At 33.1% G+C, this 23,234-nt stretch carries 20 protein-coding genes; 19 read left to right on the plus strand and 1 reads right to left on the minus strand.

Annotation, left to right across the window (positions count from 1 at the left end):
- Positions 1-76 precede the first annotated feature (76 nt).
- From ACIQ16_RS09180 to ACIQ16_RS09230, 11 genes are all read left to right on the plus strand, one after another.
- Positions 77-976 (plus strand): hypothetical protein, encoded by a 900-nt coding sequence (locus tag ACIQ16_RS09180; protein ID WP_396150818.1) that lies wholly within the window; start codon positions 77-79, stop codon positions 974-976.
- Positions 969-1,886: a glycosyltransferase family 2 protein gene (locus ACIQ16_RS09185; protein WP_396150820.1), complete on the plus strand. Its 918-nt coding sequence runs from the start codon at positions 969-971 to the stop codon at positions 1,884-1,886. Before ACIQ16_RS09180 ends, ACIQ16_RS09185 begins: the two co-directional genes overlap by 8 nt.
- A 92-nt stretch (positions 1,887-1,978) precedes the next feature.
- The gene (locus ACIQ16_RS09190; RefSeq protein WP_396150822.1) at positions 1,979-3,046 is read left to right on the plus strand and encodes a glycosyltransferase family 4 protein; all 1,068 of its coding nucleotides are present in this window, start codon (positions 1,979-1,981) and stop codon (positions 3,044-3,046) included.
- A 1-nt stretch (position 3,047) separates the two neighbouring features.
- Positions 3,048-3,869, plus strand: coding sequence for a glycosyltransferase (locus ACIQ16_RS09195; protein WP_396150824.1), 822 nt, complete (start codon positions 3,048-3,050; stop codon positions 3,867-3,869).
- Positions 3,869-4,762, plus strand: a complete 894-nt coding sequence (locus ACIQ16_RS09200; RefSeq protein ID WP_396150826.1) for an NAD-dependent epimerase/dehydratase family protein — start codon at positions 3,869-3,871, stop codon at positions 4,760-4,762. The genes ACIQ16_RS09195 and ACIQ16_RS09200 overlap by 1 nt, the downstream gene beginning before the upstream one ends.
- Before the next feature lie 36 nt (positions 4,763-4,798).
- Complete coding sequence (gmd, locus tag ACIQ16_RS09205) at positions 4,799-5,911, plus strand: GDP-mannose 4,6-dehydratase (RefSeq protein WP_396150828.1); 1,113 nt, start codon at positions 4,799-4,801, stop codon at positions 5,909-5,911.
- 20 nt (positions 5,912-5,931) lie between these two features.
- Positions 5,932-6,867 carry a GDP-L-fucose synthase family protein gene (locus tag ACIQ16_RS09210; protein ID WP_396150830.1) on the plus strand — a complete coding sequence of 312 codons (936 nt, stop codon included), beginning with the start codon at positions 5,932-5,934 and terminating at the stop codon, positions 6,865-6,867.
- Positions 6,855-7,358 carry a phosphoheptose isomerase gene (locus ACIQ16_RS09215; RefSeq protein ID WP_396150832.1) on the plus strand — a complete coding sequence of 168 codons (504 nt, stop codon included), beginning with the start codon at positions 6,855-6,857 and terminating at the stop codon, positions 7,356-7,358. Before ACIQ16_RS09210 ends, ACIQ16_RS09215 begins: the two co-directional genes overlap by 13 nt.
- Positions 7,348-8,418: an EpsG family protein gene (locus ACIQ16_RS09220; RefSeq protein ID WP_396150834.1), complete on the plus strand. Its 1,071-nt coding sequence runs from the start codon at positions 7,348-7,350 to the stop codon at positions 8,416-8,418. The genes ACIQ16_RS09215 and ACIQ16_RS09220 overlap by 11 nt, the downstream gene beginning before the upstream one ends.
- A gap of 8 nt (positions 8,419-8,426) precedes the next feature.
- A complete protein-coding gene (locus tag ACIQ16_RS09225; RefSeq protein ID WP_396150836.1) occupies positions 8,427-8,978 on the plus strand; it encodes a sugar transferase in 552 nt (183 codons plus the stop codon).
- 192 nt (positions 8,979-9,170) lie between these two features.
- Complete coding sequence (locus ACIQ16_RS09230; RefSeq protein WP_396150838.1) at positions 9,171-10,313, plus strand: DegT/DnrJ/EryC1/StrS family aminotransferase; 1,143 nt, start codon at positions 9,171-9,173, stop codon at positions 10,311-10,313.
- 1,202 nt (positions 10,314-11,515) lie between these two features.
- On the opposite strand, the gene ACIQ16_RS09235 is transcribed toward ACIQ16_RS09230, so the two are convergent.
- The gene (locus tag ACIQ16_RS09235; RefSeq protein WP_396150840.1) at positions 11,516-12,064 is read right to left on the minus strand and encodes a DUF3575 domain-containing protein; all 549 of its coding nucleotides are present in this window, start codon (positions 12,062-12,064) and stop codon (positions 11,516-11,518) included.
- Between the two features lie 276 nt (positions 12,065-12,340).
- On the opposite strand from ACIQ16_RS09235, the gene ACIQ16_RS09240 reads away from it, so the two are divergent.
- From ACIQ16_RS09240 to ACIQ16_RS09275, 8 genes are all read left to right on the plus strand, one after another.
- Positions 12,341-14,230: a polysaccharide biosynthesis protein gene (locus ACIQ16_RS09240; protein WP_396150842.1), complete on the plus strand. Its 1,890-nt coding sequence runs from the start codon at positions 12,341-12,343 to the stop codon at positions 14,228-14,230.
- A gap of 18 nt (positions 14,231-14,248) precedes the next feature.
- Positions 14,249-14,797, plus strand: a complete 549-nt coding sequence (locus tag ACIQ16_RS09245; RefSeq protein WP_396150844.1) for a sugar transferase — start codon at positions 14,249-14,251, stop codon at positions 14,795-14,797.
- 370 nt (positions 14,798-15,167) lie between these two features.
- A complete protein-coding gene (locus tag ACIQ16_RS09250) occupies positions 15,168-17,315 on the plus strand; it encodes a T9SS type A sorting domain-containing protein (RefSeq protein ID WP_396150846.1) in 2,148 nt (715 codons plus the stop codon).
- A 14-nt stretch (positions 17,316-17,329) separates the two neighbouring features.
- The gene (locus tag ACIQ16_RS09255) at positions 17,330-17,515 is read left to right on the plus strand and encodes a hypothetical protein (protein ID WP_396150848.1); all 186 of its coding nucleotides are present in this window, start codon (positions 17,330-17,332) and stop codon (positions 17,513-17,515) included.
- Between the two features lie 528 nt (positions 17,516-18,043).
- The gene (locus ACIQ16_RS09260) at positions 18,044-21,463 is read left to right on the plus strand and encodes a beta strand repeat-containing protein (RefSeq protein WP_396150850.1); all 3,420 of its coding nucleotides are present in this window, start codon (positions 18,044-18,046) and stop codon (positions 21,461-21,463) included.
- Positions 21,464-21,477: 14 nt separating this feature from the next.
- Complete coding sequence (locus ACIQ16_RS09265; RefSeq protein ID WP_396150852.1) at positions 21,478-21,663, plus strand: hypothetical protein; 186 nt, start codon at positions 21,478-21,480, stop codon at positions 21,661-21,663.
- Positions 21,664-22,073: 410 nt separating this feature from the next.
- Positions 22,074-22,715, plus strand: a complete 642-nt coding sequence (locus ACIQ16_RS09270; RefSeq protein WP_396150854.1) for a hypothetical protein — start codon at positions 22,074-22,076, stop codon at positions 22,713-22,715.
- 223 nt (positions 22,716-22,938) lie between these two features.
- Positions 22,939-23,234, plus strand: a 296-nt coding sequence (locus ACIQ16_RS09275) for an AAA family ATPase (RefSeq protein WP_396150856.1), incomplete at its 3' end; no start/stop codon positions are given.

The raw sequence follows: 23,234 nt of genomic DNA on the forward strand, positions 1-23,234 counted from the left end.
TTTTTCCTCAGTATACATAATTAGTCAGTGTTTTATATACAAGTTAAAAGGAATACCGTTATTTATGGAATCAAGATTGGAAACATTTTCAAGTGGTGGTGGAGCAGGAGTTTTGGGTAGAATTTCTGATGTTTCTTCAATTTTTAGTTTGTACGCTTTTTTTTTAGTAATCAAAATTGATAAATTTAGAATTACTGAAATTCCTAAATATATAATACTATTATTAATTTTCATAACTTTTTTTTTAAGTGGGAGTAAAAGTAGTTTTTTAATCGTTTTTAGTGTTTTTTGGTGTTATATTATTTTTACTCAAATAAAGGGGGGTGATTATCTTGTCTATTTTCAATTAATGAAAAAAAACATAAAATGGATTATATTATTTTCTGTTGTAATTTCCACTTTCATAATTTATGTACAATCAAATCCCGATAATGCAGGTGATAACACCCTTAATCCTTTTTTTGCTTTATGTCTTAGATTTGTTCATAGTGGTGATATATTTTGGTATGCCTATCCAAATAATGTGTATTTGAAAATACCAAGTAATCAATGGATTGCTGCACTTTTACATGATACTTTTGGGCTTTTAAGAATTCAAGATTGGTCTAATTTACCTGAGGCAATTGGGATTACTTTAAAGGAAATTCATCATCCTAGTGATGTGCTTCAGGGTCCAAATGCACGGCACAATGTTTTTGGATTGATTTATTATGGTTTTTTTGGAAGTATATTTTTTTCCTATTGTTTAGGAGTTTTTTTGAGTTTTGTTCGAAACAAGTTACCTTATATTTTAAGAGCAGATATTTTTGGAGGAGCTACTTTTACTTATTTAATGTGTAGAGGAGCTTCTATAGACTCAGATCCTATGATGACAATTACTTTTTTTAATAATATAGTTTTCATATTACCAGTTTTGTATATAGTGTATCTAATGATAATTGAATTTTTAAGTGTAAATACAATCAGAAATGAATAAAAGTATTAGTGTAATTATTCCTTTTTACAATGGGGAACATTTTTATCATAGGCTTATTTTTTCTGTAAGACAATCAATTTTAGAATGTGATTTAAATGCTGTTTATTTTGAAATCATTACTATTGTAGATTCAATGGATACTGAACATAATGTTATAAATAAAATAACATTAGAATGTTTTAGTGGAATAAATAATGTTAAAGTTATAACTGTAAAAAACAGTCAAAATATTGGTGTTGCAAAATCGAGAAATTTTGGTTTGTCAATTGCGAACGGTGATTTTATTCATTTAATAGATCAAGATGACACAATAACGCCTAATTTTTATTCTTCGATATTTGCCCAAATAAGTATTTATAATTTCATTTTGGTTAATGGAAATGTACATTATAAAAATAATAAATATAACACACACAGGCTTTATTATTTGAAACAAAAACTAACTGTAAATAATCTAGTTGGAAGTGATTTTATTCGGTCACCTGGTCAAGTTGTTTTTTCTAAAGAACTAATTTCAGGTATTAAATTCCCTGAACCTGCAGGTTACAAAGGGGCAGACGACAGGTTTTTTTGGTTCAAAATTTTTTTAAATAATAATAGTATAAAGCCTATTTATTTAAATAAAGTTCTATATATTGCTTATATACACGATGAAAATTATAGTTCTGATCAAATTAATTTACGTAAAAGCGCTCTAGAGAATTGGGATATTTTTTTAAAAGAAAATAAACCAAATAAAAAACTATTAAAATCGATAAATAATGACATTTTAAGCCTTAAGTTTTCTGCAAATATTAAACAATCTAGAATTAATAATTTAGTTGGTTGTTTTTATCGAGTAATTTATTTCTTAGATGCAAATAAAGTTGTTAGGTTTATTTTCAAAAGACTAAATTTCTCTTTCAATTAAGTATTGGTTTATAGTTAAATAAAAACAAATTAACTTAGTAACAGTTTTATAAAAAATTTATTTATTTATCGAATATTAATGAATTATTATAGATGCGTATAGCGATATTATTACCCTCTTTAAAAAAGAAAGGACCTGTTGTTTTAGCTTTTGATTTAATAAAATCTCTAGTTAATAAGGTTCAAAAAATAGATGTATTTTATTTTACTGAGTGCTCGAATCCACATTTTTTAGAGGGTTTAGATAATGTAAATTACATCAAACTATCATTTTACAAACCTTTTAGTTTTAGTGATTATGACATAGTGCATTCTCATTCATTTAAACCTGATTTTTATACTTTTATCTTTAAAAGTAAAATATCTTGTCCTGTATTAACTACGGTTCACAATTATGTTTATGAAGAGTTATTATATACATATAACATTTTTATTAGTGCATTTTTTTCTAGAATTTGGATTTCTACTTGGAGTAATAAAGATTTAGTTGTGTTCTTATCTGAGAATATGAGAAAATATTATGAAATAAAAAAATTTACTAATAATAGCTCAATTGTAATTTATAATGGAAGGAGTGTTAATAAACTAGAATCGGACAACGATCATAATGAAATTTATAATTTGATTAATGAAACTAAAAAAAAATATAAAATTATTGGAGGTTGTGGTTTTTTAAACAAAAGAAAAGGGTTCGAAGATATAATTAAATTTTTAACCTTAAATCAAAATTTAGCTGCTGTTTTCATTGGACAAGGTCCTGATGAAAATAAATTAATTAATGATGCCAAGAATCTAAATGTTTTAGATAGGTGTATTTTTTTAGGTCATCTAAATAATCCAATTTCTATAATAAATTTATTAGATGTTTATGTTATGTCTTCTTATTCTGAAGGTTTTCCTTTAGTGGTACTTGAAGCGGGTTCACTGGGTGTACCTATAATATGTGTTAATTCTCCATTGTTTAATGAGTTGTTTTCTGATTCAGATGTGGTTTTTTACGAGAGAAATAATTTAATTAGTATGGAACATGCACTTAATCAAATGTTTAATAATAGCCATTTGTATTCAAAAAATATTATTAACACCATAAATTCTAAATATTCGTGTAAAATTATGGCTGAAAAATATTTACAAAATTATATTTTATTAAACTCTAATTAGTATGAAATTTTCTGTTTTAATGCCTGTTTATATAAAAGAAGTACCAGGATATTTAGCTCAATCTTTAGAAAGTATCCTCGAGAAGCAATCTGTTTTACCGACCGAAGTAATTATAGTTGAGGATGGTCCAGTAACCACTGATATCAGAAATGTTTTAGATCATTATTGTAATCTATTTCCTAATATGGTGTTTTGTTACCAATTAGAGAAAAATATGGGAATGGGATACGCAATGAACTTTGGTTTGAATAAGTGTAAATATGATTGGGTTTTCAGGATGGATTCTGATGATGTTTCGAGGCCAGATCGTTTTGAAAAACAAATTCAAATAATTGAACAAAATAAATTTGATGTCATAGGCTCCTCAATTTCTGAATTTAACAAAAATTTGGGCGACATTAATCAACTACGTATTCTTCCGGAAAACCATGAGGATATAATAAATATGATGAAGTATAGAAATCCTATTAATCATATGACTGTAGCATTTAATAAAAAATCGGCGTTATTAGCTGGTGGCTATTGGAGTAAAAGGTTTTTTGAAGATTATAATTTATGGTATGAGATGTTCAAAATAAATGCTGTTTTTTATAATATTAAAGAAGTTTTAGTTGATGCTCGAATTGGTAATAACATGTTAAATCGGCGTAGTGGATACAAATACTTTCTATACGAACTTGAGTTATTAAAAAAATTTAGAAGGGATAATTTTTTGAATAATATACAATTCTTTTCATTTTTATTAATGAAGCTCGTAGCTAGATTGCTACCTGTTTTTATTTTGCAAAAAATCTATAAATCCTTTCTTAGAAATATAAATTAATGATTTTAATAACAGGTGCATCAGGTTTTTTAGGCAAATCAATTTTAGACTTTTTTTCTTCAAAAGATATATCAATTTTATCATTAGGTAGAAATAGTTTAAATGATATTAAATGTGATTTATCCTCTGAAATACCAAATTTAAATCTAACGGAAATTGAATTGGTGATTCATGCTGCAGGTAAAGCACATTCAATTCCTAAAAATCAATTAGAAATTAATAGATTCTTTGAAGTAAATGTTATAGGCACTCAAAATTTATTAAAAGGGTTAGCATTGGCTGGCGTACCCAAACAATTTGTCTTTATTAGTTCAGTTGCAGTTTATGGTTTAAATGAAGGTAATAAAATAAATGAAAATTCACCATTATTAGCAATTGATCCCTATGGTTTAAGTAAAATTCAAGCAGAGCGAGTAGTAATAGATTGGTGTTACAAAAACAATGTGGTTTGCACCATTTTACGTTTACCTTTATTAGTAGGTAAAAATCCTCCAGGCAATTTTGGCGCTATGATTAAAGCTATTCACAAAGGGTACTATTTTAACATTGGTGGCGGAAAAGCAATAAAAAGCATGGTATTAGCGGAAGATGTAGTTCGTTTTATACCGATTATTGCTTCTGTGGGAGGTATATATAATCTGACAGATGGAGAACATCCGAATTTTATGTATATAAGTAACGCTATTGCTAAAAAGAGAATGTATAATTTGCCCTTATTGATAGCAAAAATAATGGGATATTTAGGAGACTGTATTGGTGAAAAAGCACCAATCAATTCATTGAAAATAAAAAAAATAACTACTAATTTAGCTTTTGATGACTCAAAAGCAAGAAGATTAGGTTGGAAATCCCAATCCGTCTTGGAATATTTAAAAAATAATGATTTGTTATAAAACAAATTTAAATAATTACATATTAATAAAATAGAAATGAAAGTAGCCCTTATAACAGGAATTACAGGTCAAGACGGTTCGTACTTGGCAGAATTATTATTGGAAAAAGGATATGTCGTTCATGGTGTAAAAAGAAGAGCTTCTTCTTTTAATACCCAGCGTATTGATCATATTTATCAAGATTTACATCAAGAACATGTCAACTTTAAATTGCATTATGGTGATTTGACGGATTCTACGAATATTATTCGCATTATTCAAGAAGTCCAACCGGATGAGATATATAACCTAGGTGCCATGAGTCATGTAAAGGTTTCTTTTGAATCGCCAGAATATGTCGCGAATGTAGATGGAATTGGTACCTTGCGTATTTTAGAAGCGGTTCGTATTTTAGGTTTGGAAAAGAAAACACGTATTTATCAAGCTTCTACTTCTGAATTGTATGGAGGTTTAGCTGAAAATAAAAATGAGAAAGGCTTATATGACGAAAAGTCACCATTTTATCCACGTTCGCCTTATGGCGCTGCTAAAATTTATGCTTTTTGGATTACTAAAAATTATAGAGAAGCATATGGAATGTTTGCAACGAATGGCATTTTATTCAATCATGAATCGCCACGTAGAGGAGAAACCTTTGTTACAAGAAAAATTACTATGGCAACTGCAGCGATTGCATTAGGCCAACAAGACTGTTTGTATTTAGGAAATTTGGATGCCCAACGTGATTGGGGCCATGCCAAAGACTATGTCGAGGCCATGTGGCGTATTTTACAGCAGGACAAACCAGAGGATTATGTTATTGCTATGGGGGAAACTACCTATGTAAGAGATTTTGTAAGAATGGCATTTAATGAGTTAGGAATTGAAATTGAATTTAGAGGTCAAGGAGTAGATGAAAAAGGGTATGTTAAGGCATGTAACAATATTGAATTTCAAATTGAGATTGGTAAACAAGTAATTGCGGTTGACCCTCAATATTTTCGTCCTACAGAAGTCGATTTGTTAATTGGCGACCCAACCAAATCAAAAACTCAATTAGGATGGCAACCACAATACGATTTGGCAGGTTTAGTAAGTGAGATGGTAACTTCGGATGTTGAACGTGTGAAAAGAGAAATGATGTTAAAACAAAATGGCTTTAGAGCTTAAATAAATTAGAACTTGATTTGATGGAAAAATCATCCAAAATATACATAGCGGGGCACAGAGGAATGGTAGGCTCATCAATTTTGAGAGCTTTACAAGCAAAAGGATTTACTAATTTTGTATTGCGAACTTCTGCCGAATTGGATTTAAGAAATCAACAAGCGGTTGCTGATTTTTTTGCTGTTGAAAAACCAGATTATGTGTTTTTAGCAGCAGCCAAAGTAGGAGGAATTGTGGCTAATAATACCTATAGAGCCGATTTTATTTATGAAAACATCATGATTCAGTCCAATGTGATTCATCAGTCTTATCTAAATGACGTAAAGAAATTACTATTTTTAGGGTCATCTTGTATTTATCCCAAATTAGCACCTCAACCTTTAAAAGAGGAGTATTTACTCACTGGATTATTAGAGCCTACAAACGAACCCTATGCCTTAGCAAAAATCGCAGGAATTAAAATGTGTGATGCCTATCGAGAGCAATATGGATGTAATTTTATTTCGGTAATGCCAACGAATTTATACGGTCCAAATGACAATTATGATTTACATAATTCACACGTATTACCTGCACTATTAAGAAAATTTAATACTGCAAAAAATGAGGGAGCAACTTCAGTTACGATTTGGGGAACAGGAAGTCCGTTACGTGAGTTTCTACATGCAGATGATTTAGCGGCTGCTTGCTTGTTTTTAATGGAAACTCATAATGAGTCAGGAATAGTGAATATTGGGGTAGGAGAAGATATCTCTATTCTAGATTTAGCTAAAATGGTGAAACAAATAGTTGGCTTTGAAGGAGACATTATTACGGATACGACTAAACCCGATGGTACACCAAGGAAATTAATCGACGTATCAAAGTTAACAAACTTAGGCTGGAAAGCCAGCATCAGTTTGGAAGATGGAATTCAAAAAGTATATGAAGAAATAAAAGATCGAGATTGGTCTATATAAATGATAACATTATGATATTTGAAAACATCCAAAAACAATTAGAAACAAATCATTTTACAATCGTTTCAAAAGATCATAACCGCCCATGGGGTGGTTTTTTCGTGATAGCCGAAGAGCAAGCCCAAGCTTTTGCCAATCAGTATTTTGAGGGCTTGGATGTATCTACATTAAAAAGAGGTGGAGCATTGAGTCCTAAAATTTTAATAGTAGCGCCAGGAAAACGTTTGTCTTGGCAGTACCACCACCGTAGAGCCGAATCATGGCGTGTCATTCAAGGCCAAGCAGGCGTGAAAAGAAGTACGAATGACACAGAAGGAGAGTTAGAAATTTTAAATATTGGTGACACCATCACTTTACAACAAGGTGAACGCCATCGTTTAATCGGGCTGGATGAGTTTGCCGTAATTGCTGAGATTTGGCAACATACGGATGCCAATCATCCGTCTGATGAGAACGATATTGTCAGAGTGCAAGATGATTTTGGAAGATAATATTTTTCAGTCTTTTATTGTTGATTCCTATGGATACATTCTATTTTTAGGTGTCGCCATATTGCTTTTATTCCAAAAAGATAAAAGAGCACTCCATGTTTTCTTAAGTGTGTTAATTCTTTTTGGGGGATTAAGAGGAGGCATAGGTATTGATTTTATTAATTACAATAAATGGTATAATACAACCATTAATGACAACAATCTTGAAATAGGTTATGTAGGAATTATGAATGTATTTGCCTATTTCAATCTATCCATTTATCATATTCAATTTTTATTTTTTACAGTAACACTTCTATTTATTAGTTTGGCATTAAATAAATACTCTATAAATTTAAAATATGCTTGGTTTTTTTATTTGATATTTCCTTATTTTTTTCTGTATTCATTTATATTTATGAGACAATATTTTGTAATGGCAATTGTCTTTTGGAGTTTTCAGTTTTTACTTAAAAATAAATTTTGGCAATATGCAATATCCATCTTAATAGGATCTCTATTTCATTACTCGTGTCTATTAGCAGGTCTATTGGTTTTTGCTTTATTTTATATTTCTAAAAGGGTAAATAGAAAACAAATCTTGTTTCTTTTATTAGTATCATTACCATTTGCCTTTATTAATTGGTTTCAATTTTTTGGTAATTTTTTTGAGGATACCAAATATGAAGGGTACTTTCTTGCTAAAAATATAATTCCAGTCAATTACATCAAATTAGTACTTTTTAATTTTGAGGCCCTATTTATTTTATATTTTTATGATGAGTTTATTAAATTAAAACCTACTAATAAATATTTCATAGTCATTGTAATTTTTGCATTTATTTTTGCTAATATTTTTGCTTCTGTTAAACATTTATTTAGATTCTCACTGTATTTTAAATTTTTTGAACTAATCGTTTTAGCAGAAATTGCCTATCTTAATAGAAAAAGAATATTCGTATTACCGTTGATTGCTTTCTATGGATTGAGCCTTTTTTTCAATGGGTTATGGTTTGATTATAAAATGCCAGAGAAGCATACAAAATTAGCCCCTTATAAAAATATACTATTTAACAGATAATTCATATTATGATTCGTTTTTTTGATTTCATTTTTTCATTTTTTGGACTTCTAATATTAAGTCCATTTATCGTCATTTTATGGGTCATCGGGTTTTTTGATACCGGTTCGCCTATTTTCGCTCAAGAACGGGTAGGTAAAAACAAACAACCGTTCAAATTATTCAAATTTCGTTCCATGCATGTCAACACGAAATCGGTAGCCACGCATTTAGCAAGTCAAGCCTCAGTTACCAAGTGGGGGAGCTTTTTACGAAAATCAAAGTTAGATGAGTTGCCCCAATTATTTAATGTATTGTTTGGCGATATGAGTTTAGTAGGACCAAGGCCTAATTTATTCAATCAACAAGATTTAATAGAAGAAAGAGATAAAAGAGGCGTGTACAAGGTAGTTCCTGGTATTACTGGAGAAGCACAAATCAATAAAATTGACATGTCTACCCCAAAATTACTAGCCGAAACAGACGCCGTTATGACACAAAATCTTACCTTCAAAAAATACATTTACTACATTGTAGTTACTGTTCTTGGAAAAGGTTCTGGCGATAGAATTAAACAGTAATGAGTTAATTTTATTGCGTTCTTTGCGAAATCTTTGCGAACATTGCGTTTAAAGTATAAGTAATCAGCTTTCAGTAATCAGCTCTTAGACAATAAATCTTATCAAACTAAAAGAATACATTTGTATTAAATTTAAATCTTAACGCCACTTAATTTCTTAATGTTTTAAAATAATTATTGGTGATAGTATAAAATGATAAAAAATAAAATCTGGCTTTCTTCTCCCCACATGGGAGGCACCGAACAAAACTACATCCAAGAAGCCTTTGATGCCAATTGGGTGGCACCTTTGGGTCCTAACGTAAATGGTTTCGAGCAAGACCTAGAAAACTATTTAGGGAATCATGTTAATGTAGGCGCGTTGAGTTCAGGTACAGCCGCCATTCATTTAGGGTTGATTTTATTGGGTGTTCAAGCAGGTGATGAAGTAATTTGCCAAACCATGACATTTTCAGCATCAGCCAATCCTATTTTATATGTAGGCGCTACACCTGTTTTTATAGATAGTGAGGAAGAAACATGGAACCTTTGTCCATTAGCATTAGAAGCCGCAATTATTGACCGCATCCAAAAAGGTAAAAAGCCAAAAGCGATAATAACGGCTCATTTATATGGAGTGCCTTATCAAATAGAGGTAGTTAGAGCCTTAGCAAATTCCTATAAAATCCCAATTTTAGAAGATGCAGCATCCGCTTTAGGTAGCACATATAAAGGACAAAAATGTGGCACCTTTGGTGATATAAGTATTTTGTCATTCAATGGCAATAAAATCATCACTACTTCAGGAGGTGGAGCTATCATAACTAAAACTGCTGCTCAAAAAGAAAAAGCTATTTTTTATTCTACGCAGTCACGAGACAATGCGTCACATTACCAACATAGTGAAATCGGGTACAACTACCGCATGAGTAATATTTGTGCAGGTATTGGTAGAGGTCAAATGGAAGTATTAGATAAGCATGTGGTGTTACGAAGACAAATGCACGATTTTTATGTAGAAGTATTTGCATCGATTGAAGGTGTGGACGTTTTTTCTACTCCAAACGAGGAGTATTATGCCAATTATTGGTTAAGCGCCATTACCATAGACGAAAACAAAACCAAAGGCATCACAAGAGAAACCCTTCGCTTAGCACTTGAAGCTGAAAACATTGAGTCTCGCCCGTTATGGAAACCGATGCATTTACAGCCCATTTTCGAAAAGTATCCTTATTACGGCAGCAACGTAGCCCAAAATTTATTTGAAAACGGATTGTGTTTGCCTTCCGGCTCCAACCTAACCAATGATGACCGAGAAAGAATTGTGAAGGTAATTAAAGCGGTGTTTGGTAGTTAATTAGCGAATTAGATAATTAGTTAATTAGTTAATTAGTTAATTTGAAAATTAAGCATACTAGCTTTTCGAAAATCCCAAATCCCAAATCGTAAATTCCACTTAATCAATCTAACACTCTAAACAACCAAATCCCAAATCCGCTCTTCGCGGATTTTTTTATTTTTATTCCAAAACACGCTTTATACAATTCTCATAGCGCGCTTAGCGTAAAACTTTGCGAACTTGGCGGTTAAAGTAAAAGCTGTCAGCGTTCAGCAATTATTACTATTTAATTTGAAATAAATAAAATCTTAATGCTCTTAATGCCTCAATGTTTTAAAATCGCTTATTTGTGCTATTGAATGCGAAGCATTTTCTTCTATTTCCTTATATGCCTTATATGGTTAATTAAATAGTTCAACATTCAACTTTCCAAGTGCGTTGTTCAATATTTAGAAAAGCGTTTAGCAATCAGCAATCAGCTGTTAGCTTTTCGTAAATCCCAAATTCCAAATTCCAAATTCCACTTAACCAATCTAACACTCTAAACAACCAAATCCCTCATCCGCTCTTCGCGGATTTTTTTATTTTTCTTCAAAAACATGCTTTATACAATTCGCATAGCGCGCTTGGCGTAAAACTTTGCGAACTTGGCGGTTAAAGTAAAAGCTGTCAGCGTTCAGCAATTATTACTATTTAATTTGAAATAAATAAAATCTTAATGCTCTTAATGCCTCAATGTTTTAAAATCGCTTATTTGTGCTATTGAATGCGAAGCATTTTCTTCTATTTCCTTATATGCCTTATATGGTTAATTAAATAGTTCAACATTCAACTTTCCAAGTGCGTTGTTCAATATTTAGAAAAGCGTTTAGCAATCAGCAATCAGCTGTTAGCTTTTCGTAAATCCCAAATTCCAAATTCCAAATTCCACTTAACCAATCTAACACTCTAAACAACCAAATCCCTCATCCGCTCTTCGCGGATTTTTTTATTTTTCTTCAAAAACATGCTTTATACAATTCTCATAGCGCGCTTGGCGTAAAACTTTGCGAACTTGGCGGTTAAAGTAAAAGCTGTCAGCAATCAGCAATCAGCTGTTAGCTTTTCGTAAATCCCAAATCGTAAATCGTAAATCCCAGTTAATCTATCTAAAAAAAATCTAAAAATCTAACAGTCTAATAATCTAAAGCTCTAACAATCCAAAAATCTATTAATCTAAACTAAATTTTCCAAACCAAATTCACCCCACCACGATACGGCAACCATTCGCCGCTTTTATTAAATTTATCCGCACCTTCATAACGCAAACCTGTAGTGCTATCGTATCCTTTGTAATAACTCTGAATCGTGCCACCACCAACAAATCCTTCTAATGCAAATTTATCTGACAACGCATACACATATCCTAAACTAATACCGGCCATATAATTATACCCTTTTTGATAATAATTACTATTGGCATAATTGTATTTTTGAAGATGAAACGTACTACCGCCAAGGTGCCCGCCAACGAAAAAACCAGTTTGAGTAGCTTTTGGGTAGTATCTTACCTCAGGCGTAATAATTAAAAACTTCAAAGGCATGTTGTGATAGCGATTAAAAGTAGAACCTATAGCATCAATATGAAAACTAAAATATTTGCCAATTGGTCTTTCATAACCTATGGATGGAAAACCTAAAACAGTTGTAGCTGCATTTACTTTTACTTTATGTTGTCCGTAGCCCGACAAAGCGCCTAACAACAAACAAAAACCAATAATTCGTTTCATAATTTTTTTTGGTAAAGATACGATTATTGAGGGAAGTAAAAAAGGCAAAAGGCAAAAGGCAAAAGGTGTAAGTAATAAATCACAATTTCAAATTCCAAATTCCAAAAACTAAATCGTAAATTCCAAATCGTAAATCGTATATCTTAAATCCCAAAACCCAAAACCCAAAACGTAAATCGTAAATCGTAAATCGTAAATCCAAAAACTTTCTTTCTTTAAAAAAAGAACCTAAAATAAAATATTTTTACTATTTTTGTTACATATTAAACGCCAAATATGCAAAAGTTACTAAAAAAATACATCAATTTAAAACGATTAAGTTTTCTTCCTAGTTGGTCTATTTTATTTATAGATATCTTCATCACCACATCAGTAGCCTTATTTACCTTTGTTACATTTAGGATGATTGGTGTCGATTTTTATGAAACACTACAAACAAGCGTTCGGTTTTCAATATACTTAGGTGTAATATTTTTTTATTTCTTTCTGTTCAAAACCTATACAGGAATCATACGATATTCGAGTTTAAAAGACGCGACTCGAATTTTCAAAGCTATTGCTTTTGCATTCACCACAATAGTGGCTTTCGACGCTATTTATTTTATGACTTATGGTAAGCACGTTTTTGTGATAATGACCATTTTCTTTTCTTCTTTGGTTATTATATTTGCCTTAATTTCTTTTCGAATTTTCATCAAAACGTTATTTAAATATTTTGCTGGAAATGAAGAAAAGCCTGAAGCAGAAAACTTAGTAATTATAGGGGTAAACAGTACCACTATCGCATTGGCCGAGGCATTTGTAAACGACAATACGCAATATAAATTACAATTTTTTATCGATAAAAATAAATTCCTAAATGATAAAAAAGTATTGGGAATTCCGGTTGTAGCTAAAACCAATTCTATTATAGCCATTTTGCGTTACAACAAAATAAAGCATGTGGTATTGATTAAAAATTTCTTGCCCGAAAAAGAAGAATTAGAATTGTTAGAAGACTGTTTACGATATAAAATTAATGTATATAATCCAAAATTAGTTAGCGGATTTGATACCAATGTAAGCACTGTAAAATCATTAAAAAAATACACCATTAATGAATTGATGTTTCGTGATACCATTAGTATCGAAAACCCAAGTGTCATTAGTGCGTTTGCGGCTAAAACCATTTTAGTAACCGGAGGAGCAGGATCTATTGGAAGCGAAATCGTGAACCAATTAGCCAAATTTAACCCCACTCGAATTGTTGTTTTAGATCAAGCAGAAACACCTTTAAATTCGATTCAACTGACCATGTCTGCTGCGTTTCCAAACGTGCCTTGTCATTATGAATTGGTGGATGTTACTAATAAAGGAGAAGTTACCCAGCTTTTCAAAAAACACCAACCAGATATTGTTTTTCATGCCGCAGCTTACAAACACGTACCGGTTTTAGAATCTAATTTTATGCAAGCGGTGAAGGTGAATATTTTTGGTACGAAAAACATTCTAGACGCGGCAATAGAAGCAAACACCCAACGCTTTGTTTTCATTTCTACAGATAAAGCGGTAAACCCAACCAATGTAATGGGTGCCTCAAAACGAATTGCTGAAATTATGGTGCAGTCTCGTTTTCATACGCAAAAAGGTGCTACTAAAATGCAAATTATTACCACCCGTTTTGGAAACGTACTTGGTTCTAATGGATCTGTAGTAAATCTTTTCGAAGAACAAATTAAAAATGGCGGTCCCATAACGGTAACCCACCCAGAAATTAACCGTTTCTTTATGACCATTCCCGAAGCATGTAAATTAGTACTTGAAGCCGGAACCATGGGAGTTGGTGGGGAAATTTACATTTTCGACATGGGCAAACCAATTTTCATTAAAGATTTAGCAGAAAAAATGATTCGCTTAAGCGGAAAAGAACCGTATGAAGACATTGACATTATATACACCGGTTTACGTCCTGGCGAAAAACTATATGAGGAAGTCCTTGCCGACACTTCAAAAACGTTACCAACCTATCATCCGAAAATCTTAATTGCTCAAGATCCGGCGTTTTGTTATGAAAAGGTAGAAGAATTTTTATTCAAATTAAACAGCCATACGTTTGAAAATAAAGCGGAATTAATTGAAGCATTTACCGAATTAGTACCCGAATTTATTTTGACGCCACAAGAATAGCTTCGTTAATCTACTAATATGGTAATTCTATTAATTGGTGTAGTTTTTTTACTTTTAGTGTTAGGTATCACAGCAATTGACACACAATCAAACGGTTTTTTTACACAAGTTCGAATAGGGCAACACGGAAAACCATTTCTGATTTATAAGTTGCGAACCCTTCATTCAAAAACAAATAAAACCTCTTCTTGGGGACGAATATTACGAAAAACCAAATTAGACGAACTCCCACAAATCTTTAACCTTCTAAAAGGCGAAATGACGTTAGTAGGCCCTCGACCAGATGTAGCTGGCTATGCAGATAACTTAGACGAAGCAAACCAAATTATCCTTAAACTAAAACCAGGCATCACGGGTTTAGCGTCTTTAAAATACCGCAACGAAGAACAAATTCTATCCCAACAACCCAATCCACAACACCACAACGATGAGGTCATCTGGCCAGACAAAGTAAGAATTAATAAATGGTACGCCCAAAACCGTACGCTTATTATGGACTTACAAATCCTTTTTTACACCTTGTTTCCCGTTTCTTTTGATGTAGATAGATTTATTGGTAAAAGGTGAAGGGTATAGGGTATAAGGTTAAAGTAATTTGTTCTAATTTCGTTATTCTTTTTCCTACTATTCGATTGGTGGCTGGCGCTTCCTTTTGCCTTCGAGAACCTCAGGCAACGGTATGAAAATTTTACACATTGATTGTATAATGGTGGCTGAGGCTCTCGAAGCCACCATCTTACATTCTTTTTTTGTCATTCTGAGCTTGCGAAGCATCCCCTACACAGTAGGCAATCCTGTTCACTCGTGAACAGCACCCCACACCCCACACCCATAACCCATTTATTAACAAACACTTAATATTCCCTTGATTTCTTTGGATTATATTTAAGTACTTTTGACTATAACTATAACACTCAAATCAACAAATACAATTTTTATGAAACTCAAATTACTTTTTATTACACTTTTAGCTTGCTTTTCGGGATGGGGGCAGGTGATAATTATGAGCGAAGATTTTTCTTCTATAACAGCTGGCAATAATACATCTACTTCTGGATCATCATCAACTTGGACTGGTAATACAAATTTTCCAACAGTTGTTTCAGCATATCAATCTGGAGGTTCAGTAAAAATTGGCGCTAGCGCTGCAATAGGATCAATTACTAGTAAGCCTTTAGATTTAAGTGTAAACGGTGGTAACTTTACTTTAAATTTTGAAGTAAAAGGATGGACAACTGTAGAAGGGAGTATTAAAATTACAATTACTAACCAAATAGTACAAACAATTACATATACAGCCGCAATAGCTTCAACTAACTTCGAAACTAAAACATTAAATTTCACAGGAGGTGTTTCAAATTCAACAATCAAGATTGAAACAACTGCTAAAAGAGCATTTTTAGACAATATTGTTGTATCATACTTAGCATCTACACCAACTTCCACCACCTATACCACCTCATGGTCAAACAGCGCACCAACTGCTACAACAGACGCCATTATCGATGGTGATTTAACAACCACCACAGATTTAACTTGTAAAGATTTAACAATCAACTCGGGTAAAACCTTAACTATAGGTGCAGGTAAAAAATTAACTGTTTCAGGTAATTTAATTAACAACGGGACCATTATTTTTAAAAGTGATGTGAATGGCACCGCTATGTTTGATGTGTTTAATGGCACACAATCGGGTACAGGTGTGGTTACCACAGAACGCTACATTCCTGCAAAAAGAGCGTTTCGTTTCTTAAGTCCTTCAGTAACTACTACAACTTCAATAAAACTAAATTGGCAAGAAAACGCTGGTACAAGTGCAGGTTTAGGAACCCATATTACAGGATTTGATGGTACAACAAACGGATTTGATGCCACAGCTACTAATAACCCATCTTTGTTTACTTTTGACAATTCCACAGGAGCATGGGAGGCCGTGACTAGTTCACTTACCAATAACTTAACCGCAGGAACACCATATCGTTTGATGGTAAGAGGAGATCGTTTGATAGACTTAACAACGAACACGCCAACAGCTTCACCAACCATACTAAGAGCATCAGGAACATTAAAAACCGGAAGCTTTTCACCAACTTTAAATCAAGCTGCAGAAGGATTTAGTTTTGTAGGAAATCCCTACCAAGCACCTGTAGATATAAAAGCGGTTTTAAACGCAGCAACTAACATGAATACTGGATTAGCTTACTATTGGGATCCTACATTAAACGCAAGAGGCGGGTATGTAGCTCGTAATTTAACGACTAACTCTAATGATGTCACGTCCAACTTCAATGAATTCCTACAACCAGGACAAGCGGTTTTTGTAAAAAAAGCAAACACAGCATCAGCAGCGAGTGTAACCATTATTGAAAGTCATAAAACGGTTCCTAATGCTGCAGCAGGGGTTTTCAGAAATGCAAACACAACAGATTATGGTTTGTTGCGAGTAAATTTACAAGCCAACACAAACAACCAGTGGCAAACTATCGAAGGGACATTAGCTATTTTTAATTCCGATTTTAATACAGCAGTAACTGAGGAAGACGCCACTAAAATGGCAAACTTAGACGAAGAAGTAAGTTTTGTACAAAACAATACATCTTTAGCAATTGCTTGTCAACCCAACCCAACAATTGCATCCGAATTGCCAATAAGATTGACTAATACCCGTTATACCAATTATCAATGGCAATTTGAGTTGTCTAATTATTCGGGACCAACACCATTTTTAGTTGACACTCAAAATAATTCGATAACACAAATTACAAACACAACAGTTGTGCCATTTACAACTGATAGTAATGCCAACCGTTTCAAAATTGTATTCCAAAATGCGGTGCTTAGTACTGATACATTTGCTAGTCAAGTAGGTTTATACCCAAATCCTTCTAAAGGAAATGGTTTCTACTTACAATTGCCTTCATCTGCACAGGCAACGGTAAGATTATACAATACATTAGGCCAAGAAATTGCAATAAGCCATAACGAAGGTCATTACCAAGCCAATCAGAGTTTAGCAGCTGGTGTATATCATATTATGGTTACACAAGGAGAAAAAACAAGTAAATTAAAATGGATTGTAGAATAATAACAGTAAATAAGATGAAAAATATAGCCAAATTGAAATATAGTCTAGCGTTAGTATTGTTTACAGTTACGCTACAAGCACAAGAAAGTTTTCCAGATGATGTAAATGATGTGCCAATTGATGATTATTTACCATTGCTTTTTATAACCGCAATAGGAATAGCGTATTGGCTAATTCATAAAAGAAAACTAGTTAAATAAATAGCACAAACCGCCTCCAACGAGGCGGTTTTTTTTGGTAAAAGGTTTTGGCAAAAGGGAGCGCAAATTCGCACTAATTAACTCACTCGCTAATTCCCCCATTCTCTCATTATCACATTCGCTAATTCGCTAATTCCCCCATTGTCATTCTGAGCTTGCGAAGCATCTCCTACGCAGTAGGCCTGCTTGCGAAGCATCTCCTACGCAGTAGGCAATCTCTTTATCTTTTCCCTTTATTTAAATTTTTTATCAACACGAAAACGTTTTCGTTTAAATATTTTTTAAAAAATAGTATTTTATTTTTTAATTTAGTATTTCGTACAGTTTTGTGATATTCGTTTTTTTATACTTAAAATAAAATTAAGTATTTAATTTATTGTTATAATTAATATGAATTTCACAATTTCGTGCTCTGAAAAAAAGAAAGTTTTTAGGTTTTATTTAATTAAATTTTGAACACTTTTTATAAAAGACTAACGATAATTTTCTGTTTTGTTACACTAACTAATTAATATAATAATTAAAAAAATGAAGAAAAAATACTCAAAATTCGTAATTTATGTTTTTACTTGGATAGCTTTATTTATAGGCAACGTAGTTTCAGGACAAAATTTTTCTGACAATGCTTCAAGTTATGCTAGTTCATGGGCAAATAATTCAAATCAAGGAACAGGTTTTGGAGCATGGTCTTTAAATGCGGGAGCTAGTTCTGGTAGTTTTATTGGAAACCCAGCAAACAATGATATGGGAACTAATGGTATTGGCACTACTGCTTTCGGTATGTTTGCAACAGGTAGCGCCTATTTCAATGCCTACCGTTCTATAAATAACGGAATTCAAGTTGGTGATACTTTTTCGTTCTATTGGGCAATAAATTTTGATGCTGGTGGTGGTTCTAAAGGGTTTGATTTGCGATCGGGAGGAACGAATATTTTTAATGTTAATAACGGAGGCTCATCTACTATAACTGCAAATAACGTTAATGCAAATACGGATTATGGCACAACACCTATGCTTGTTACAATAACAAGAACAAGTGCTAGTGCCTACTCATTTTCTATGACTTCTAGAAGTGGTGGCGCAACCTATACTACGACTATTAATAGCGCATCAACCATTGATGGATTTAATTTCTACATTGGAAATCAAAATGATGGAGCAGGTCAAAAAAACATGTTTGTAAATGGTTTTTCAATAACTAAACCAATAACTTTAGCAGACGGGAATTGGAATGAAACGGCAATATGGTTAAATAATACAATTCCGCCTACAGATGCTTCGGTTACTATTAATCACAATATTTCATTAAATACGGATGTTAGCTTACGTTCTATTTTAATTAATAATGGAAAAACACTTACCGCTTCCGACTCAACACCCAGAACACTAACCATTTCAAATGGAGGTTCCCTTACCAATAACGGAATTTTTACAGCTGGTAATGGCACGGTTGCATTTGCAGGATCGGCAACGGTTTCCGGAACGATTACATTTAATAATGCAACGCTAGCAGGTGGTGTTAACTTTGGAACGGGCTCAATAATTAGTGGTACTTTAACAATAAATCCGGGTGGTTTTGTAAGTACTAACGCTCCTACTTATAATTCAGGCGCTACTTTGCGATATAATACGAATGGACCTTATGGAAGAGGAACAGAATGGTCCGCAACATCAGGTAATGGTTATCCCCATCATGTTCAAATTTCAGGGAATACCATCTTTAATCTTAACAACGGAGCAAATGTGGCACGTCAAATGGGAGGTAACTTAACGGTAGACTTTGGTAGCACCTTGTCTCTTGAGGGCATGACTATTGCGAGCCCTAGCGAAATAGGGTTGACTGTTGTTGGAAATGTAATTAATAACGGTAGTATTTCACTCGCTAGTTCGACTGAGCGTTTGAAATGTGTTAATTATACTAACAATGCTAATGCTTTAACTACTCTTTCGACAAATATAGGCGGTGATCTTGAATTAACAGGTAATTTTATTGACAATGCACCATTTAATTCAAATAATAGAGCTGTTTTTTTTACTGGGTCTGGAGTTCAAGACGTAACTGGTTCAGCTCCATTTGATATTGATTATATTGTATCAAATAAACCTTCAGGGAGCATTCGTATGTTAACAAATCTTTTAGTTGAAGGACCGAATGGAGGTAATGCAATTACTTTAACCAATGCAACTGATATCTTAGATTTGAATGGTAATACCCTAACATTAGGTGAGGAAAATGTAGCTTCTGTATTTACGGGTAGTGGATTTATTCGTGGCGGTTCAACTTCGAGTATTTCTATCCAGGGTACAGGAGCATTAGGAACTATCCGTTTCGATCAAAGCGTTCCGGGTACTTCAAATGTTTTGAACAATTTGACCATTAATAGGACGACTTCAGGATCTGTTACTATCGGAAATGCGCTTAATATAATTGGTGTAATCACAGTTACAGCTGGTACTTTAGAATCAGGGGGAAATATTACTTTAAAATCCAACGCTAATGGCACTGCACAAGTTGCTGCAATTGGCTCAGGTGGCAGTATTACCGGCAACGTAACTGTAGAACGTTACATCCCTGCAAAAAGAGCGTTTCGTTTCTTGAGTCCTTCAGTAACTACTTCAACTTCAATAAAACTTAATTGGCAAGAAAATGCTGGTACAACTGCAGGTTTAGGCACCCATATTACAGGAGTTGATGGAATAACAAATGGTTTTGATGCCACGAGCACGAATAATCCATCTTTATTTACTTTCAACAATTCCACAGGAGTCTGGGAGGCAGTGACGAGTACACTTACCAATTCTTTAACCGCAGGAATTCCATATCGTTTGATGGTTAGAGGAGATCGTTTGATAAATTTATCAACGAACACGCCAACAGCTACACCAACTGTACTAAGAGCTACAGGTACTCTACATACTGGAAACTTTTCACCAACTTTAAATCAAACCGCAGAAGGGTTTAGTTTTGTAGGTAATCCTTACCAAGCAACTGTAGATATAAAAGCGGTTTTAAACGCCGCAACCAACATGAATAACGGAGTGGTTTACTATTGGGATCCTACATTAAATGCTAGAGGCGGTTATGTTACAAGAACATTAGGGACAACAAGTGAAAACACTCCTGCTATTTCTAATTTCAATGAATTCCTACAACCAGGACAAGCGGTTTTTGTAAAAAAATTAAATACGTCATCAGCTGCTAGTATGACGTTCACAGAAAGTAACAAATCGGTAGCCAATGCCGCAGCAGGCGTGTTTAGAACTGCCAACACATCAGCTTATGGTTTGTTGCGAGTAAATTTACAAGCCAACACCAACAACCAGTGGCAAACAATTGAAGGTACATTAGCGCTCTTTAATGATAATTATAGCTGGAATGTAACTTCGGAAGATGCGACTAAAATGGTAAATTTAGACGAAGAAGTAAGTTTTGTACAAAACAACACCAATTTAGCGATTGCCTTACAAAACAATCCAAGTGCAACATCAGAATTACCTATTAAAATAGATAAGATGCGTCATGCCAATTACCAATGGCAATTTGAATTAGATAACTATAATGGAGCCACGCCTTATTTGTTTGATACGTTAAACAACAGTTACACACAAATAAACAATGGAACAGTAGTGCCATTTACAGCAGATGCAAATACTACTAACCGTTTCAAAATTGTATTCCAAAATGCGGTATTAAGCAACGCTACATTCCAAAACACGCTAGCCATTTATCCAAACCCGGCGAAAGCAGGCGCTAGTTTTTATGTTGAGGGTATTTCTGAGGCGACCGTAACGGTGTCTAATTTGTTAGGACAAACGGTTCCGGTACAAACAAAAAGTCAAGGTACTACCTTACAGGTAACCCCAAACACTAATTTAAGTCAAGGCGTGTACTTAGTAAATATTACCACACAAGGTACCACACAACAAGTAAAATGGATTGTAGAATAATAACAGTAAATAAGATGAAAAATATAGCCAAATTGAAATATAGTCTAGTGTTAGTATTGTTTACAGTTACGCTACAAGCACAAGAAAGTTTTCCAGATGATGTAAATGATGTGCCAATTGATGATTATTTACCATTGCTTTTTATAACCGCAATAGGAATAGCGTATTGGCTAATTCATAAAAGAAAACTAGTTAAATAAATAGCACAAACCGCCTCCAACGAGGCGGTTTTTTTTGAATTGTGAGTGGAGAATTGTTAAGAACTTCCTAATTTCACCTTTTGCCTTCGAGTACCTCAGGCAACGGAATAAAAACATGTTAAATTGATTGTGTTATGGTGGCTGAGGCTCTCGAAGCCACTATCCTTCATTCCCCCATTGTCATTCTGAGCTTGCGAAGCATCTCCTACACAGTAGGCCTGCTTGCGAAGCATCTCCTACACAGTAGGCAACCTGTTCGCCTGTGAACACAAAACCCTTGACCCCAAACCCTTGACCCTTCATATAACACCCAACACAAAGAATCTATGGCAAAAACCTCAAAAAACACCTCAAAAAACACAAAATTTAAATACATTTTTTTATATTCGCATTCAATTAGTAAAACAATTATGAAAGTAATAAGCAAATTCCAAATTTTCTTTTTTTTAGTGATGTCTACATCCCTTTTTGCACAATTTAATGTGAATAATTTGTCTCTTGAGGCAGGTTATGGCTACACTGGAGCCATTTCGCCCTATCAAAAATTATATAAATCTAATTTTTCTGGATTTAATCATTTAAATGTGGGGATTAGATATATGTTCAATGAAAAATTTGGCGCAAAAGTGGCCTATAAATTAGATCATTTTGTAAATGACCCTGGAGGAAAAGTTGGAATTACATATAGTGCGGTTGCTGTATCTGGAATTTATAATGTGGGTAAACAATTCGGTTTAACCTATCTAACAAGAGATAAACTAGGAATAAACGCCCACGTAGATGCAGGTGTTGCATTTGGATATATGATTGGACAAAACAAATACGAAAAAATTGGCGTGGTGGGAATTGGACTTACACCAATGTATAACATCTCAAATAAATTTGCCGTAACAGCTGATTTTACTCATAATTTTACTATGAAGCAGCATTATGGATTTGACGGAATTTTACTAAATAAAGACTATACGCCGCAATCTGGAGGTTATTATAATTTTTCAGTGGGTTTAATTTATTATTTAGGAGAAAACAAATACCATTCGGATTGGTATTAAAAGCATAAATTTTATAAAAATTTTACAAGCAACTTTTAATTCTTAAACAAGAATAGAAGTTGCTTTTTTTATCCAAAAAACACTAATATTTCTTAATTTTTTCTAAAAAAACATCCAAAATCACATAATTTAACGGACAATTAACAACTTATATAATTTTTATATAGCAACTTGCGTCGTTAAAGTATTTTTTTAAAATTTACAGAAAATAATTCAAAATAAAATGCAAGAAAATCATACGGGGATAGACATTAGTGCGCTTAACGAAAAAATTGAAAACGAAAGCGCTTTTATTGATTTACTTACTTCAGAATTAAGTAAAGTAATTGTAGGGCAAAAATCAATGATAGAACGTTTGTTAATTGGCTTATTGGGTCAAGGACACGTTTTGTTAGAAGGAATGCCGGGCTTGGCAAAAACCTTAGTCATAAACACCTTATCTAAAGCCGTTCACGGTACTTTTCATCGTATTCAATTTACACCAGATTTGCTTCCTGCAGACGTGGTAGGAACGATGGT

The sequence above is a fragment of the Flavobacterium sp. genome (assembly GCF_044360715.1).
In the GTDB taxonomy this organism is placed as follows: domain Bacteria; phylum Bacteroidota; class Bacteroidia; order Flavobacteriales; family Flavobacteriaceae; genus Flavobacterium.